We start from the raw sequence: 17,089 nt of genomic DNA on the forward strand, positions 1-17,089 counted from the left end.
TTTGATCTTGCTGTTTAAAAGGTCAAAATCAAAAGATCGCAGCCTTCGGCAGCTCCTACAGGGAATTTGCGTCACGCGTAAATCCGATCGAACTCACGGCAAACACTCCGGGTCAACCGCCCATACCCGCCATGAGACCTCGGAGACCCGCGATGACCGACTATCCAAAACCGCCCTTCGCCAAACAAGCCCAAACCGTTCCCGGTTCGCAACGCAAGATGGAGCCCTATCCAGACTGCGGCGAACAAAGCTATGTCGGCTCTGGACGCTTGGCCGGCAAAATTGCCCTGATCACCGGCGCCGACAGCGGCATCGGTCGCGCCGTAGCCATTGCCTTTGCCCGTGAAGGCGCAGACGTCGCCGTTGCTTATCTGAATGAACACGAAGACGCCAAGGAAACCGCCCGCTGGGTCGAACAGGCCGGCCGCCAGTGCATTTTGCTGCCCGGCGATATTGCGCAGAAAGCCCATTGTCAGGCGCTGGTCGACAAGACCGTCGAACGTTTCGGCCGCATCGACGTGCTGGTCAACAACGCCGCGTTCCAGATGACCCACGAAAACTTCGAAGAAATCCCCGACGAGGAATGGGTGATGACCTTCGACGTCAATATCACTGCGATTTTCCGTTTGTGTCAGGCAGCGATCAAACATATGCGCCCCGGTGCGTCGATCATCAATACCAGTTCGATCAACTCGGACATGCCGAAACCGAGCCTGCTCGCCTACGCCACCACCAAAGGCGCGATTGCCAACTTCACCGGTGGTCTGGCGCAAATGCTCGGGCCGAAAGAGATTCGCGTGAACTGCGTGGCACCGGGGCCGATCTGGACGCCGCTGATCGTCTCGACCATGCCCGACGAAGAAGTGCAGAACTTCGGTGCCGAAACCCCGCTCGGCCGCCCCGGCCAACCCGTGGAAGTCGCGCCGATCTACGTGTTGCTGGCCTCGGATGAAGCCAGCTACATCACTGGCCAACGCTACGGCGTGACCGGTGGTAAGCCGATGCTCTGATCCGCGGCCACCTCGGTCCCTGTAGGAGCTGTCGCAGGCTCGGGTCAGCTCCTACAATTTCTGTAACCACGGTGCCATTGCCGTCACATCGAACACTTAAGGGCGGCCAATCATGAGTTTTGTCGTATGGGTCGCGGTGCTCGGCGCCGTGCTGTTAACCCTGGCACTGACCTCCTCCTACCTGCGCTGGATGCCGGTGACGACCTCGGCGGTTTGTCTCCTGCTGGGCATCGGCATCGGCCCCAGCGGCCTCGATTTGCTGCAGCTACCACTGGAAGACGCTTCCTTATGGATGGAGCACCTGACAGAAGTCGCGGTGCTGTTTTCGCTGTTTGTGTGCGGATTGAAATTGCGTTTGCCACTGCGCGACAAGCGCTGGCGGATCGCTTTCGGGCTGGCCGGGCCGGTCATGGTGGTGACCATCGCCGGGGTTTGCCTGCTCCTGCATTGGGCATTGCAGTTGCCATGGGGGCCGTCGTTGTTGATTGGTGCGATGTTGGCGCCGACCGATCCGGTGCTCGCAGCGCTGGTGCAAGTCAACGATGCGCGAGATGTCGACAGTGTGCGTTTTGGCCTGTCCGGCGAGGCGGGCCTCAATGACGGGGTGGCATTCCCGTTCGTGATCCTCGGGCTGTTGTTGATTCACGGACAAGGCACGGCAGGCGAATGGCAGGACTGGGTGCTGCGCAGTCTGTTGTGGGCGGTGCCCGCCGGATTGCTCACCGGTTACTGGATGGGCCGTGGCATCGGTCGGGTGACCCTGTCACTGCGTATTCGTAATGACGACAGCACATTGAGCCCGAACGATTATCTGGCGTTGTCGCTGATAGCCCTGGCGTATGTAGTCGCCGAGGCGATTGGTGGCTACGGCTTTCTCTCGGTGTTCGCCGCTGGCCTGGGTTTGCGCCAGGTCGAAGTGAAATCCACCGGTGCCAGCCAACCCCCCGCCGAGCATTTGGTGCAGCCGGTGGTCGGTCACCAGAATGTCGAACCGCAGCACGCCGTGCATGGCGACACCGAGCGGCTGGAAAGCGGTCAGGTGGCGGCCGGCATCATGATGGGCGATATGTTGTCGTTCGGCGGACTGGTCGAACGGGCCATGGAAGTGTTTCTGGTTACCCTGCTCGGCGTTGTGTTGATCGCGCACTGGGATTGGCGTGCGCTGCTGGTCGGCGGTGCCTTGTTCTGCCTGATACGCCCGGCCTGTGTCGCGCTGATGCCCTGGGGAACGCTGCTGGCAACACGTCAGCGCATGCTGATCGGCTGGTTCGGGATTCGCGGCATCGGCAGCCTGTTCTATCTGTTTTACGCTCTGAATCATGGTCTGAACGATGAGCTGGCGAAGACGTGTACAGATCTGACGCTGTCGGTGGTGGCGTTGAGCATTCTGCTGCACGGGATCAGCACGCAACCGATTCTCGCGCGTTACGAACAGCTCAAACAGCAAAAAAACTGATTTTTATCCCGCATTTTAAAGCGCGCATTTATCGAACATTTTTGTGCAAAAAAATGGATCCCTGCGTAACCGTCGGCAGTCACAAGCATAACCCCCCGCTGAGTTCGTCCGGCGGGGCCCGGCAGGTTCGGTTCCCCTGCGGCTCCTGGCCTATGAAAAGGAATCTCTGACAAATAAGGTTACGGTCATGAAAGAATGCTCGACTCCTGCGCAAATCAAGGCTTGCAGAGCACTGGCTCTGGAACGCAATCGCCAACTGTTCGAAAACGCTCACGCCCTCAATCGAGCGGCGAATGCGGCGCTTGAGGTGGAAAACCTGGATTTCGAACAATTCGAGCACTATCGAGCCTTGCGCAAGAAAGCTGATCTGATGTTTGAAGACGCCATCGACCATTTGTGTGTGTTGAACGAAGACTTCCCGCCTATTCCAATGTCGTCGCAGAAGACGGTTGAGTCGCGTCGGCAGCTTGAAGCCACAGTCTGAATTCGCTGCACAAAAAACCCGGCCATCTGAGCCGGGTTTTTATTTGCCTGCCGATCAACCGCCCGGATTGGTCACCTGGATATACACCGCGTAACTGCCCAGCAACACCCAGAACGTGGCGAAGATCCACGGTGTACGCAGGGAAAACAGCAGGGATTTGCGGTAGCCCTTATGGCTGGATTCCATTTCGCTGAACAGCGGCGATTCATCATAGGCCAGGCCCATCAGCGGTTCACTATGCAGCAAATGACTCTGCTTGAAGTGCCAGTGATCGATGATCTGGTACGCCGCACGAATCCCCGGCCAGGCATTCAACGAACTGAGCAGGCCCAGTAGCGCCAGAAACGGCGGCACCACGATGGTGAACAACTTGCCCCACTCCGGATTGAGGTTGGCCATGCACGAGGCGAACGCAATCACCAGAAAAGACTGCGCCGCCAGATAGGCGTCGGTGCGGTTGGCGAGAATGCTGGTTTCGTACTGGATTTCCCGGCGATAAAAATCCAGCCGTTCCTTGGGTGAGCCGAACATCTTGGCGTTATGTTCGGTCAGGGTTTCTTCAGCGGTTGGCTGGGTCAATATGCGAGGCAAGGGACACGCGCTCCGGCTCCGGGGTGGGTAAAACCGTTAGAGGCACCCCGGCGTGTACTGGTTCAGGCGAATGTACCGACGGTTCATTTCATCGATTGCGCAATGATCTCCACCAGATTCAATTGGGTGAACGGCTTGGGCAGGCGCGGCAGTTGCGCTGCAAAACCTTCCAGGCGTTCGGCGTAACCGGTGGCGAGGATGATCGGCAGATCCGGCTTGAGCACGCGCACGGCATGGGCCAGTTGCGCGCCGCTCATCTGCGGCATGGCCATGTCGGTGATCATCAGATCGATCACCTCACCCTGATCGAACAACGCCAGCGCCTGAGCGCCGGAAGTGGCGCTGACCACTCGATGGCCGAGGTCTTCGAGCAGCAGGCTGGTGCTGGTCAGCACCAACGAGTCGTCGTCGACCACCAGCACGCTGAGTCGCGGCACCGAAACCGGTTCGACCGCTGGATACAACGGTTTCACCGTCGCGCCTTCCACCGCTACCGGCAACCACAATTCTGCGGTGGTGCCTGTGCCCTTTTCACTCTTGAGGACAAAACGCCCGCCGAGTTGCTCGATGAAGCCATGCACCATCGACAACCCCAGCCCGGTGCCTTTGCCCAGACCTTTGGTGGTGAAAAACGGATCCCTGGCCGATGCCAGCGTTTGCGCGTCCATGCCTTCGCCGGTGTCGGTCAGGCTCAGGCACACGTAACGCCCGGCGGTCAGCGTTGCCTGGCTTTGCTCGAGCACGACTTCCGGTTGAGCACGAATGACCACGCTACCACCTTCGGGCATGGCATCGCGGGCGTTGGTCGCCAGGTTGAGGATGGCCAGTTCCAGTTGGTTGATGTCGGCAAGCACCGGTTCCAGATCGTCAGGAAACTGCGTGTCGATACGGATGCCCGGCCCCAGCGAACTGCGCAGCAGCCCGGTGATGCCTTGCACAAGCTGCGCGATGTTCACCGATTCGGTCTTGAGCTCCTGACGCCGGGCGAACGCGAGCATGCGCTGGGTCAACGACACGCCGCGTAGCGCGCCCTGGGTGGCGTTTTCCAGCAGACGATTGATTTTCGGATCATCCCCGGTGCGCTTTTGCAGAATCTCCAGATTGCCGAGGATCACCGTCAGCAGATTGTTGAAGTCATGGGCGATGCCGCCGCTGAGCTGCCCAATGGCCTGCATCTTCTGCGCCTGGAACAACGCTTCACGGGTTTTTTCCAAAGCTTGTTGCGCGAGGTGGGCTTCAGTGACGTCGCGGGTGATCTTGGCGAAACCGAGCAGCGTGCCGGTTTCGCCGCGAATCGCGTCGACCACCACGTGAGCCAGAAAACGCGAGCCATCCTTGCGCATGCGCCAGCTCCTGTTTTCGAAGCGGCCCTCACGGGTGGCTGTATCCAGCGCCCGTCGCGGCTCGCCGAGTTCACGGTCTTCGGGGGTGTAGAAAATGGAAAAATGCTGGCCGATGATTTCTTCCGGCAGGTAACCCTTGATCCGCTGCGCGCCCTGGTTCCAGTTACTCACCCGGCCTTCGGGGCTGAGCATGTAGATGGCGTAGTCGGTAACGCCTTGCACCAATAGGCGAAATTGCTGCTCGCTTTGCTTGAGGGTTTCTTCGGCCATCTTGCGATCGGTCAGATCGCGGGTGATCTTGGCGAAACCCAGCAGTTTGCCGCTGGGATCGATGATCGGATCGATCACCACGTGGGACCAGAAATTGGTGCCGTCCTTGCGCACCCGCCAGCCTTCGCCTTCGAAACGCCCTTCGCGGATCGCGGTGTCGAGCGCCCGCTGTGGCAAACCGGCCGCGCGGTCATCGGCGGTATAGAACCGCGAGAAATGCTCGCCGAGGATTTCCGCTTCTTCGTAGCCCTTGAAGCGTTTGGCGCCGGAGTTCCAGCTGGTGATGATGCCGTCAGGGTCGATCATGTAGATCGCATAGTCGACCACCGCATCGATCAACAGTCTGAAACGCATTTCTTCGATCGCGGCGGTCTTGGTGTTTTCGCTCATTACAGTCACTGCACAGGGTCATGCGCTGGAGTATGCGTCAATCCGTGGAATTGAAAAGCCATCAGGGCGGTTTTTGATTGCCCACCAGCGCGGCAACAGTTGCTGGATGCGGCTTTCGGCAAAGCGGTCGTCAATCAACATGACCACGCCGCGATCCTGACGGGTACGAATGACACGCCCGGCGGCTTGCACGACTTTCTGCACGCCGGGATACAGATAGGTGTAGTCGTAACCGGCACCGAAGATCGCTGCCATACGTCGCTTCATCTGCTCGTTGACCGGGTTGAGTTGCGCCAGCCCCAGCGTCGCGATGAACGCGCCGATCAACCGCGCGCCGGGCAAATCAATACCTTCGCCGAACGCCCCGCCCAACACCGCAAACCCCACGCCCTGACTCTCGGCGGTGAACTGATCGAGAAAGGCCTGGCGCTGCCCTTCGGCCATGCCCCGTGATTGCAGCCACTGGGCGATTTGCGGATGGCGTTCGGCGAGCAATGTCGCCACTTGCTGCAAGTAATCGAAGCTGCTGAAAAACGCCAGATAGTTGCCCGGACGCTCGCTGAACTGACGGGCGATCAAGTCGACGATGGGTTCCAGCGAGGCCTGACGATGATTGAAGCGCGTCGATATCTGGCTGACGATGTGCACCTGCAATTGCTCGGCAGCGAACGGTGATTCGACATCGATCCACACCGTGCTGGCCGGCGTGCCCAGCAGATCGGCGTAGTAATTGCGCGGGCTCAGGGTCGCGGAAAACAGCACGCTGCTGCGCGCCGCAGTCAGTCGCGGACCAATGAACGCCGCCGGCACCACATTGCGCAGGCACAGTTGCGACAGTGGTTTCTTACGATCAAGGTCGCGCTTGCTGATGTCGAACAGGTAATGCTCGTCGTAGAGTTCCGCCACCCGCGCGAATTGCAGCAGGTCGAAATAGAAATTCTGCAGAGCGCTGTCGAGCCCTTGCGGGTGGTCGTTGAGGTAATCGCCAATCGCCGCGCAGCACAGGGAAATCGCTTGCAGGAGCTTTTCCGGCGCCTTGTCGTAAGCCTGATACGCCGCCAGTTGCGGGGCATGCAGCGCATTCCATTCGCGGTTGACCCGTTGCAGAGCGTTTTTCAGCGGCTGGGGGGCGGTTTTGCGCACGCTGGCCAGGGTTAACTGGTCAAGACTGGCGCTGTACATCTGCCGCCCCCGCTCGACAAGGTTGTGCGCCTCGTCCGCCAGCACCGCGACTTTCCATTGATTGAGCTGCGCCAGTCCAAACAGCAGCGCGCTGAAATCGAAGTAATAGTTGTAGTCGGCGATGACCACGTCGGCCCAGCGCGCCATTTCCTGGCTCAGGTAATACGGGCACACCGAGTGTTGCGCGGCGACTTCGCGCATGGTGGCTTGATCGAGCAGATTGATGCGACTGGCCGCTTGGCGGGCGGCGGGCAAACGATCATAAAAGCCTTGGGCCAACGGGCAGGATTCGCCGTGACAGGCTTTGTCCGGGTGTTCGCAGGATTTGTCCCGGGCGACCATTTCCAACACACGCAGCGGCAAGGTCGGCGACTGGTCGAACAAGACCTGGCTGGCATCCAGCGCCAGTTTGCGTCCCGGGGTTTTGGCGGTGAGGAAAAACACCTTGTCCAGTTGCTGCGGCGCCAAAGCCTTGAGCATCGGGAACAATGTGCCGAGGGTTTTGCCGATGCCGGTGGGGGCTTGGGCCATCAGGCAACGACCGGTGCTGACGGCTTTGAACACCGATTCAGCCAAGTGCCGCTGGCCGGGGCGGAAATCGGCGTGGGGGAACGTCAGTTGCTGCGCCGCCAGATTGCGCGCCTCGCGATGGGCCATTTCCTGCTCGGCCCACTGCAGGAACAGTGTGCATTGCTGTTCGAAAAACGCCTTCAACGCCTCGGCGCTGAAGTGTTCAACCAGACAGGTTTCCTTCTCGCTGACGATGTCGAAATACACCAGCGCCAGATTGATCTGTTCAAGTTCGAGTTTGCGGCACATCAACCAGCCGTAGATCTTCGCCTGCGCCCAGTGCAACTGGCGGTGATTGGCCGGTTGTTTGCTCAGATCGCCACGGTAGGTTTTGACTTCTTCGAGGCAATTTTGCGCCGGGTCGTAGCCGTCCGCCCGGCCCTTGACCTTCAATTGCAGGAACTCGCCTTCCAAGGCCACTTCGCTCTGGTACTTGTCATTGCGTCGAGACGCCACCGTGCGATGGCCGACGATGCCTTCCAGTGCGGTGGGTGACGGTGTGAAGCGCAAGTCGAGGTCACCGGTTTTAGCGGTGAATTCGCACAACGCGCGCACGGCGATGCTGTAGCTCAAGCGCTCTGCTCCGCCCATTGCACGTAACACACGGCCACCGGCATCTGGTGTTCGTGGCAAAACTCCAGCCAGCGCAACTGGTTGTCCTGCAAGCGGTCACCGGGGCCTTTGACTTCAATCATTCGGTAGGTTTTGTGTTGCGGCCAGAACTGGATCAGGTCGGGCATGCCGGTGCGGTTGGCCTTGATGTCGAGCAATAAACGCTTGAACCAATGCTTGAGGTGCTCGGCCGGCAGGCAGGCCAGCGCCTGTTCCAGCAAATCTTCATTCAGCGCGCCCCAGAACACGAACGGCGACTGGATGCCCCACTTGTCGACAAAACGCTGGCGAATGGTTGCGGCGTAACGGCCATCGTCGAGTTCTTCGAGGCAGGCCTGGAACAGCTCGGCGCGGCGCTGCTGGAAATCTTCATTGAGCAAATCCACCGGCCCGCGCTGGAATGGGTGAAAGAACGCCCCGGGCAACGGCGCGAAAATCGCCGGCCAGCACAACAAACCGAAAAGCGAGTTGATCAGGCTGTTTTCCACGTAATGCACCGGCCCCTCGTCGTCGTGCAGATGGGCCTGCACGTAAAACTCCACCGACAGCGCGGGATCGCTGCGCGGCAACTGCAAATCCAGACGTTCGACCGGTCTGGCACTGGCGCGTTTAAGCGGTGGGCCGCCGAGTTTGCGCCGCAGTCGCGGCAACATCCGTTGCAGACCTTGCTGCTCGGCGGCGCTTTCCGGTGTCTGCTCGGCGAGTGTGCCGAGTTCCAGCGCCAATGCGTATTCCGCGCAGCGTTCCAGCACACGGATCATGCGTAACCGGGCGCCGGGATAGGCGCAGTCGCGGTAGATGCTCAGGGCCAGGGCAAACTCGCCGATGCGTTCGCAATACTGGCCGATCTGGAACAGCACTTTGCCGCGCCGACGTTCTAGCCACGGGTTGTCGAAGTGCAGTGCCGTGACTTGTTCGGCAATGATGTCCAGCGGCTCGCCAGCCTCGAAACGCAATTGGCAGTTGTGCAGGAACAGGCAGGCGTCGACGTCTTCGCGGCTGCGCAGGCCTCGGGAGTCCGCGCAGAACTCGACGTTTTCGTAGGTGAAAATCCCCAGATCGGCCAGCACGAATTCGGACCAGTCCTGATAGAGATTGCCGAAGAACATCAGGCGCAGACGGTCGCACAGGTCCATGATCGTCAGGCTGAACAGCCGCTCATTCAATGACGGCGCCCATTCGCGCAGGGCTCGCGGTTCGCTGAACTGCTCGGCCAGCAGCGGCAGCCATTCATCCTTGCGGCCCTTGGGCTGTTCGATGGTCGCGCCGAATGCCTGGAGGATTTCGGCCTTGAGCAACACGTCGAACAGTTCTGCAATGGCCAGCGGCGCGTGTTCTTCGATCCAGCCATGCTCGAGCAGCGGTTGCGCGGCGTCGGTGATGTCGCCGATTTCAAGGTAACTGAGTTTGCCGGCGCGAAAATGCACGCCCTTGCGCATCACCATGCGCACCAGCAAACCTTGCGAGGCGCGGGGCACGGCGTGGAAGGTGCGGATAAAACCATGTTCGGCCTCACTCATCACATCGGCGTAACGAAGCTCAAGCCAATCAAGCACTTGCCGGAAGTTGTTGAGGTAATAGAACGGGTCGTCGAGAGGGTTGGCAGTCACGGGAATTAAGGGCCATGGCGAGCGAGTACTGGTTATGCGTACAGATACCAGCTCTGCCCCGCCCGGCGCAAACGGAAAAAGATCAATGGCATTTTTTCGTCGGTGTATCGAACTTTTCCTTTGTCGATGGCACCAACCGCGTTACAGGGCGGACAATGCCCGTCATCACATCGCATGAGGAATTAGACGTGGGTATGAAAATCAAGGCGCTGGGCATTCCTTTCGCGGTAGCCGCTCTGCTGGCACTGGGCGGTTGCTCGACCCAGACGGTGGTAACCCTGCAGAACGGCACCCAATACCTGACCAAGGACATGCCGAAAACCGAGACCAAAGATGGTTTCTATGAGTTCGAGGATATTTCCGGGGCCAAGGTAAAGGTCCGCGCCGATGAGGTCGCGACGGTTCGCAAGGAAGACTAGGTTTATCTCGCGCGTTCCCACGCTCTGCGTGGGAACGATCAATCATTCGAAGGCCGGCATGCCCGCAATGCTGCCGTCACAAGGCATGTAAGTGCCGCCGCGCTTGACCACTTCACCCTGTAAACGCTGGCAACGCTCCAGATCCGCTAGCAGGGCTAGCGATGGCGCCTGTTAAGGCGCCACCTCAACATCAGGCGATAACAATCCCGTCGGCACTCAGGCTGTTAAGCGCAACCCCAACCAACGTCACCGAATCATTGCCAAACGTCAGCACCGTGTCATGACCGACCGTGGATGCATGCGCGCGGAAGTCATCGGTGGGCAAAACACCTTGCACACCGAGAAACACCAGTTTGTCGTTGGCATTAAACCCGATCACCCGATCCTGGCCGAACGCGCCGCTGAACAGGAACGCATCCGCCCCGCCACCCGATTCCATCAGGTCATTGCCGGCGCCGCCGACGAAGACATCGTTGCCTGCCCCACCGATCAAATGATCATTGCCATCAAGTCCGAATAACCAGTCGCCGCCGGCATGCGCCTTGAGCGTGTCGGCGCCGCTGCTGCCTTTGACGCTGGACTCGTACGCCGTGACATTGTTGCCCACTTTCAAACCGCTGGCCGTCACACTGTGGGTCACATCGTCCTTGAACAAGCCCCAGAGAAACCCCGGCTCCTTGGTGACGATGCTGCCGATGTCGCGGGTGATGCTGATTCCGCCATTGGCATCACGGACGTACAGATTGCCGGCACCGTCATTGGCAAAGTCGAAGTTCTTCACTGTCTGTTGCAGGTCGAGGGTGTTGCTGCCCTGCCCGCCCAAAATAATGTTGTAACCGCCACTGTCGCGGAAGCTGTCGTTGCCGGCGCGGCCTTCCAGATAGTCGTTGCCGCTGCCACCCTGAATCAGATCGTTGCCCTCGCTGCCGATGATGAAGGTGCTGCCCTTGTGGGGTTCGGCGTTGCGATTGAGATCCTGCACCCACGTGTTGGCCCGCGCCGGGTCGGACAGGTTGGCGACGATGATCGTCGAGTCGCGGCTGGTCAGGTCGTAGAATTTCGAGTCGAGCACGCGGGTCATGCCGTCGCCGTAACCGGTGGGCAGGTGCGATATCCACGTCGGAATATTGAGGATCGAGTACGGCAGCAGATTCCACGCCGTCGAGGCGTAATGGTCGTTGAAGCTGACGATGTTGTCGGTGGTCGATGCGTGCGCTGCGTCGTGCACGCCGACCGATGCCGCGGTGAACGTCGAGCCGTCGAGGGCGCGGAACACCGGGTCATTTTCATAGCCGACGTTGAGCACTTTGTCGGTGCTGCTCTGGGTCGGCGAGGCGTAGGCGATGTAGTTGGAATCGGCGAAGAAACCGCCCCACTTGCCGCCGCTCAAGTCCGCCATGCTATTGACCGCCAGGCCGCCGAGGCTGTGACCGCTGACCAGCACGTCTTTGCCGGTCAGACCGTTGGCCTTGGCAAACGCCATCACGTCATTGAGCAGATTGCCGAAGGCTTCGCCGACGTAGTTTTTTGCGTAGTCCGCCGGGCCGAATGCTGCGAGCAAGTCGTTGATCACGTCGCCGATCGAATCGATGATCAGGTTTTCCCGTGGGCCGCTGGTCCCGCGAAAAGCAATGCCGAGTTCGGTGAGATGGCCCTGGGCGTCGTACTTGCCGAGGATTTCCACTTGGGCGGTGGTGTAACCGGCCTTCTCGCCGAAGAAGGTTCCGCGCGCATCGGTCTTGCCGTCGTAGCCCAACTGAGAGGCGGTGATGGGCGTCCAACCGGCCTTTTTTACCGCGTCGAGGGCGAGTTTTTCCGAGTCGGGGTTCCACGGAACGCCGGGAATAACCCCTTGTGAATCCGTGCCGCCAATCAGCGCAGTCACCAGCGTGGCGGGCAGACCGAGGCCGAAGCCGTTGTGCTGATATCCCGTGGCAAAGCCGTTATCGAGGTTGTGATAGGAATACAGCGTGATCGCCATGGCGTCGCTGAACAATGCCTTGGAATCGGCCGTACCGAAGTTCTTGTAGTCATACACACCCATTGCTATTGCCTCTCTCTTTGTTGGAATTGTTCAGAGATAGCTCACAGCCAGAGCGCCCCTCGCGGAACGCTCCGGAGCATTTCTACTACTTGCACATCCCCCCTGTAGGAGCTGACGAGTGCAACGAGGCTGCGATCTTTTGATTGTGCTTTTCAAGATCAAAAGATCGCAGCCTGCGGCAGCTCCTACAGAGAAAGATCATTGCCTAGGCGAAAACGAACGCCGAATCCGACAGGTTAGCCACTCCCACCCCGATCAGGGTGACGGCATAGTCGCCAATCTTCAGCACGGTGTCGTTGCCGGTCTGGGCCATGTGTTGCTTGTAGTCGTAACCTTGCCCCGCGCCTTCAACACCCATGAACACCAGTTTGTCGCTGCCCTGATAGCCGTTGATGGCGTCGAAACCGAACGCGCCGCTGAACAGGAAGGTGTTGTTGCCGCCCACCGCCGTCATCAGGTCGTTGCCCGCGCCGCCAACGAAGGTCACGTGGCCTTTGTCGCTGATCAGTCTGTCGTCGCCACCGAGACCGAACAGCCAGTCACCGTCAGCCGTGGCATGCAGCGCGTTGCCGTAGCCATCACCGCTGAGCGAATGGTTGTATTGGGTCAGCTCGTTGCCATTGGTTAACCCCTTGGCCGTCACATTCCAGGTGATGTCCTTGCTGCCCCACCACGAGCCCGCTTCCTTGCTCACCAACGCGCCGATGTCGCGGGTCATGCTGATGCCGCCGTAGGCGTCGCGCACATACAGGGTGCCATCGCCGTCGTTGGCGAAGCTGAAGTTCTGCAACGGTTTTTGCAGCTCGAAAACGTTATGGCCCTGGCCGCCTAGCAAGATATTGAATCCACCGTCATCGCGGAAACGGTCATCGCCGCCCAAGCCTTCAAGGAAGTCGTTGCCCGCCCCACCCTTGAGCCAGTCGTTGCTTTGCGTGCCGATGATGAACGTGCTGCCAGTGTGCGGCTCGCCGCTACGGCCAAGATCCTCGACCCAGGTCTTGCCCCGGGAAGCCTCCTCCAGGTTGGAGACGATGATCGTCGAGTCCTTGCTGGTGAGGTTGTAGAACGTCGAATCGATCACCCGATTCAGGCCATCGGCATAACCCAGCGAGCCGTGGGCCGACCAGCTCATCGGGTTGATGATGCTGAACGGCACCAGGTTCTGCGCGGTGGACGCGTAGTTGTCGTTGAAGTTGACGACGTTGTCGGTGGTCGAATCGTGCGGCTTGTCGTGCTTGCCCATCGACGCCGTGCTGAACGTGGTGCCGTCGAGCACGCGGAACACCGGGTCATTCTCGTAACCGATGTTCAGCACATTGCTGCCGGTGCTGCTCTGGGTTGGCGAGGCGAACGCAATGTAGTTGGCATCCTTGTAGAAACCTCCCCAGTTGCCCGCGCTCAGTTCGGCAACGCTGTTGACCCCGAGGCCGCCGAGGCTGTGGCCGCTGATCAGCACGTCCTTGGCGGCGATGCCGTTGGCAATCGCGAACGCGGCGACCGCCTTGAGCAGATTGTCGAAGGCGTTTTTTGCGTAGTTGCTCGCGTAATCCGAAGGCCCGATCGCCGCCAGCAGGTTGTTTTTCAGGTCACCGAAGGTGTCGCTGTAGCCCAGCCCGCCGGTGCCACGAAAGGCAATGCCGATGCCGATCAATTTGCCGGCGGCGTCGTACTTGCCGAGCACTTCGGCTTCGGCGCTGGTAAACCCGTCCTTCTCGCCGAAGAACGTGCCCTGCGGCCCGACCTGGCCCTGATAACCCAGCGCTGTCGCTGCCACGGGTGCCCATGCGGTCTTCGGCAATGGCTGGCCGGTCGGCGTGTAGGCGTACAGCGTCAGGGCGATGGCGTCGTTGTACAACGCTTTGCCATCGGCATTCTTGTAATCGAACAATCCCATGTTGTGCTCTCTCTTCCTTCAAAAAACGGCAGCTCCGTTTAGAGCTGCCGGTGCTTTTTAGAATTGCCAATCCAGGGTCAGACCCACGCCGTGATCCTTCTCGTTCGAGCCGATCAGCCCGTTGTAATCCAGGTTGACCCGCACATCGCGATTCAGCGCCAGACCGGCACGCACGCCGACCACCGCAGCATCACGATCCATCGACACGCTCTGCACCGTGAACGCGCTGTTGCCATTGGCGAAGGCCAGATGGCTGTCAGCATCGACGCTGCTCAGGTTGTGCTGCCAGCCGAGGCTCGCGCCCAGTTGCAGTTGATGCTGCTCCGACAGGGCAAAGGTGCGCTTGGCGCGCACGCCGAGGGTCGACAGCACGACGTCGCGGTTATCTTCGCCACCTTTCAACGCAGCGGCATCGCCCTTCTCGGTGAAGCTGTCGGTGTTGAGGTGGACGTAGGACAGATGGGCGAACGGTTCCAGGTTCATCGGTTGCAAGCCCAGATCGTAAGCCGCTTCGGTGAACAATTGCGCCGTGGTCGCGTCGCGTTTGGTTTTCTGCTTGCCGCTGACGTCGCCGAACTGCAGATCACGCTTCGCGTCGATGCGGTGCCAGCTGTAAGCGCCGCCAACGGTCAGACGCAGGGCATCGATTTCATGCCCCAGATACGCGCCCAAATGGTAGCTGTCGACCGACGCCGACGAATGCGTGCCGCTGCCCATGCTCAACGAGCTGTCGCTATAACCGGTAACGAAACCGAGGCGGGTATCTTCAGCGATCAAGCCGTCAACACCGGCGAGCAGGCCGCCGATCGAACTGGTGGAATCAGCGTACTGGCTGCTGCCATCGCTCGTGCCCCACGAACCGAGCACCTTGACCCAGGCATTGCTGCGATCGTCAGTCGGCGCATCGGCGTTGAACAGATCCCGCTCGCGCAGACGCTCGCCGACGGCTTCGCGCAGGTAACGGCTGTCGTTGATCAGCAGCGTACCGAGGGCCGGGTGAATCTCACCGGACAGTTGCTGGAAGGCTTGTTGCGCCGAGGCGGCGTTGGGCGACAGCAGCAGGGTTTCGAACAACGCATTACCAGCGCCGAGACGTTCGGCTGCCGCGCCGACCGCACGCTGGTTCGGCGTCAGACCCACGCTGGCGAACGAAGCACCGTTGCGCCCGACGTCCAGCTGAACGCCACTGGCCGAGTACGCCAGCGTGCCGCCAAGGAACGCATAATTGGGCAGCACCTGGCCGAATTGCCCTTCAATGCCGCCCGCCGCTTGCAGGATGTTGAACTGCGTGCCGAGCAGGCTTTTCACTTCGGTGGTGGTCAACAGCGTCGGGCTGTTTTCCAGCGACAGGCTGACGGTGGCGCCGTCAATCACAGCCTTGCCACCGGCGATGATTTGGTCGCTGGAGGTCGGCGAGACTTCCACCGCATAAGTCGAACCCGGCTCGAAGGTCACGTCACCCGCGACGTTCAGGGTGCCGATGGAGTTGCCCGGCGCCACCGTACCGCCGTTTTTCACCGACAGTGCGCCGATGCGGCCGTTACCGCCGAGGATGCCGCTGTCATTCACCGTGACCGCCGAGGCCAGCGAACCGTTGATCGCCAATCGGCCCTGATTGACCAGCGTCGGCCCGCTGTAAGTGTTGTTGCCGGTCATCACCAGCGTACCGATGCCCTGCTTGGTCAAACCGCCGTGGCCGGAAATGTCGTTGCGCCAGGTGTCGAGGCCGCAGGTGATGTCGCTGCACAGACGTTCGGTCGGTTTACCTTGATCGATGATCGCGCCGATGCCAGGCAAATCCGCGACAAACTGGCCGGAACCATAGGCGCCCTGAATGCGGAATTCTTCGGGGATGTCCTGTTCGGTGACGAACATCGCCGGGCCATCGATGCCTTTGCGCAGGTTGATCATGCCCCAGCCATACAAGGCGTCGATGCCCGGTGCGCCGAGGTCGGTCGCGGTGGTACGCAAAACCGTGGCGACCTGGTCGCCGGTCATGTAAGGGAAGCGTTCCATCAGCACGGCCATGGAGCCAGCCACGTGCGGCGCGGCCATCGACGTGCCGTTGTAATTTTTGTAGCCGGTGGTCAGGTTGTCGGCGCTAGTGCCTTCGATGATCGCGCTGTAGATTTTCGTGCCCGGTGCCGAGACGCAAAAACTCGCGGTGTAACCGCAGCGCGAAGAGAACGTGCTGATGATGTAAGGATCGGCGCTGGCCAGGTCGGGGTTCTGCTGCAACGCGGCGACGGTGATCCAGTTAGGCGCGATCTCCGGGACGAAGTAGCCGAGGCCGGCGATGGCGTCCGGATTGTTGAGGTTGTAATCGTTGCCGGCGGCGAAGATGGTGACGATGCCGCTGCGTGCGGCGGCAATCGCGCCGTCATAGGCGCCGCCGGGTTTGCTCCCGAGCAAAGTGCGGATTTCATTGAACTGCAACTGCGCGTCGTTGACGGTGAAGTGCGGGTACGCCGGGTCTTTGCCGCCGAGGTCGAAACGGTCGGTGATGCCGATGCCCCAACTGTTGTTGATGATCCGCGCGCCGCTGGCGATCAGAGCATCCCAACCGGCCTTGTACACCGCGCCATCGTTACCGCGCACGATGCCGTCCTCCGGGCCCGGATCACCGTTGTCGGCGCTGATGATCTGCGCACCGAACGCGACACCATGCATCGGCCCACCATCGCGACTGCCGGCGGCGATGCCACCGACGTGAGTACCGTGGGCGCCGAGCTTGCCGTCGGAGCCGACCGAGGGCGAGCCGTCATAACGGAAGGCATCGCCGGCCTTCACCGGGATGTACGGGTCGGTGTATTCGCGAATGCCCGTGGTCACCAGCGTGATGACTTTGTTACTGCCAGAGAACTCCGGGTGCGCGGCGTACACCGGCTGATCGAAGATGCCGAGTTTCACGCCTTTGCCGGTGTAGCCAGCGGCGTAGGCATAATCGGCACCGATGGCGCGCAGGCCCCAATCGGCCTGGAATTCCTGGCTGCGCCAACTGGCGGCATCACCGCTGCGTCCGGTTTCCACATAGGGCGCAGCCTGTACAGTGCCGATGACACAGAGCACAGCGAGTGTCAGGGTTTTCAGAGCAAAGCGGCCACCCGTTTGCGCGGGGGTATTGTTGTTATTCATCCAGCGACCTTCCTTAGTGATGTTGCGAAAAATCCGTCTAAATCACGTACTGATGATCGTTCCCACGCTCCGCGTGGGA

Annotated in this window: 11 protein-coding genes; 4 read left to right on the forward strand and 7 right to left on the reverse strand. The window is 60.3% G+C overall.

Features of this window, described 5'->3' with window-relative positions:
• Nucleotides 1-152 precede the first annotated feature (152 nt).
• The 3 genes from EJA71_RS21280 (at nt 153) to EJA71_RS21290 (ending at nt 2,950) form a co-directional block, all read left to right on the forward strand.
• Nucleotides 153-1,010: a glucose 1-dehydrogenase gene (locus tag EJA71_RS21280; protein WP_158959514.1), complete on the forward strand. Its 858-nt coding sequence runs from the start codon at nt 153-155 to the stop codon at nt 1,008-1,010.
• Nucleotides 1,011-1,122: 112 nt separating this feature from the next.
• Nucleotides 1,123-2,466: a sodium:proton antiporter gene (locus EJA71_RS21285; RefSeq protein ID WP_158959515.1), complete on the forward strand. Its 1,344-nt coding sequence runs from the start codon at nt 1,123-1,125 to the stop codon at nt 2,464-2,466.
• A gap of 187 nt (nt 2,467-2,653) precedes the next feature.
• Entirely contained in the window at nt 2,654-2,950 is a 297-nt protein-coding gene (locus EJA71_RS21290; protein WP_158959516.1) for a hypothetical protein, read from the forward strand.
• Between the two features lie 54 nt (nt 2,951-3,004).
• Here EJA71_RS21290 and EJA71_RS21295 read toward each other — a convergent pair whose 3' ends face one another.
• The 4 genes from EJA71_RS21295 to EJA71_RS21310 form a co-directional block, all read right to left on the reverse strand.
• Nucleotides 3,005-3,541, reverse strand: coding sequence for a hypothetical protein (locus tag EJA71_RS21295; RefSeq protein WP_158959517.1), 537 nt, complete (start codon nt 3,539-3,541; stop codon nt 3,005-3,007).
• An 83-nt stretch (nt 3,542-3,624) separates the two neighbouring features.
• Complete coding sequence (locus EJA71_RS21300; RefSeq protein ID WP_158959518.1) at nt 3,625-5,544, reverse strand: PAS domain-containing sensor histidine kinase; 1,920 nt, start codon at nt 5,542-5,544, stop codon at nt 3,625-3,627.
• Nucleotides 5,545-5,562: 18 nt separating this feature from the next.
• A complete protein-coding gene (locus EJA71_RS21305) occupies nt 5,563-7,869 on the reverse strand; it encodes an ATP-dependent DNA helicase (RefSeq protein WP_158959519.1) in 2,307 nt (768 codons plus the stop codon).
• The gene (locus tag EJA71_RS21310; RefSeq protein WP_158959520.1) at nt 7,866-9,518 is read right to left on the reverse strand and encodes a VRR-NUC domain-containing protein; all 1,653 of its coding nucleotides are present in this window, start codon (nt 9,516-9,518) and stop codon (nt 7,866-7,868) included. Before EJA71_RS21310 ends, EJA71_RS21305 begins: the two co-directional genes overlap by 4 nt.
• Nucleotides 9,519-9,712: 194 nt before the next feature.
• Here EJA71_RS21310 and EJA71_RS21315 point away from each other — a divergent pair, with 194 nt between their 5' ends.
• Nucleotides 9,713-9,937 (forward strand): YgdI/YgdR family lipoprotein, encoded by a 225-nt coding sequence (locus tag EJA71_RS21315; protein WP_158959564.1) that lies wholly within the window; start codon nt 9,713-9,715, stop codon nt 9,935-9,937.
• A 190-nt stretch (nt 9,938-10,127) separates the two neighbouring features.
• Here the strand turns inward: EJA71_RS21315 and EJA71_RS21320 are convergent, their stop codons facing one another.
• The 3 genes from EJA71_RS21320 to EJA71_RS21330 all read right to left on the reverse strand — a co-directional run bounded on the left by EJA71_RS21320 (nt 10,128) and on the right by EJA71_RS21330 (nt 17,010).
• Nucleotides 10,128-11,981, reverse strand: coding sequence for a polyurethanase (locus EJA71_RS21320; protein WP_158959521.1), 1,854 nt, complete (start codon nt 11,979-11,981; stop codon nt 10,128-10,130).
• Between the two features lie 205 nt (nt 11,982-12,186).
• Nucleotides 12,187-13,875, reverse strand: a complete 1,689-nt coding sequence (locus EJA71_RS21325; RefSeq protein WP_158959522.1) for a polyurethanase — start codon at nt 13,873-13,875, stop codon at nt 12,187-12,189.
• A gap of 57 nt (nt 13,876-13,932) precedes the next feature.
• A complete protein-coding gene (locus EJA71_RS21330) occupies nt 13,933-17,010 on the reverse strand; it encodes an autotransporter serine protease (protein ID WP_158959523.1) in 3,078 nt (1,025 codons plus the stop codon).
• Nucleotides 17,011-17,089 lie beyond the last annotated feature (79 nt).

It is taken from the genome of Pseudomonas sp. PB106 (genome assembly GCF_009764645.1).
GTDB lineage: Bacteria > Pseudomonadota > Gammaproteobacteria > Pseudomonadales > Pseudomonadaceae > Aquipseudomonas.

Excerpts from the sequence above, each read along its gene's own strand:
- EJA71_RS21280 (WP_158959514.1), top strand. The coding sequence starts at position 153 with ATGACCGACTATCCAAAACCGCCCTTCGCCAAACAAGCCCAAACCGTT.
- EJA71_RS21285 (WP_158959515.1), top strand. The coding sequence starts at position 1,123 with ATGAGTTTTGTCGTATGGGTCGCGGTGCTCGGCGCCGTGCTGTTAACC.
- EJA71_RS21290 (WP_158959516.1), top strand. The coding sequence starts at position 2,654 with ATGAAAGAATGCTCGACTCCTGCGCAAATCAAGGCTTGCAGAGCACTG.
- EJA71_RS21300 (WP_158959518.1), bottom strand. The coding sequence starts at position 5,544 with ATGAGCGAAAACACCAAGACCGCCGCGATCGAAGAAATGCGTTTCAGA.
- EJA71_RS21315 (WP_158959564.1), top strand. The coding sequence starts at position 9,713 with ATGAAAATCAAGGCGCTGGGCATTCCTTTCGCGGTAGCCGCTCTGCTG.
- EJA71_RS21320 (WP_158959521.1), bottom strand. The coding sequence starts at position 11,981 with ATGGGTGTGTATGACTACAAGAACTTCGGTACGGCCGATTCCAAGGCA.
- EJA71_RS21325 (WP_158959522.1), bottom strand. The coding sequence starts at position 13,875 with ATGGGATTGTTCGATTACAAGAATGCCGATGGCAAAGCGTTGTACAAC.
- EJA71_RS21330 (WP_158959523.1), bottom strand. The coding sequence starts at position 17,010 with ATGAATAACAACAATACCCCCGCGCAAACGGGTGGCCGCTTTGCTCTG.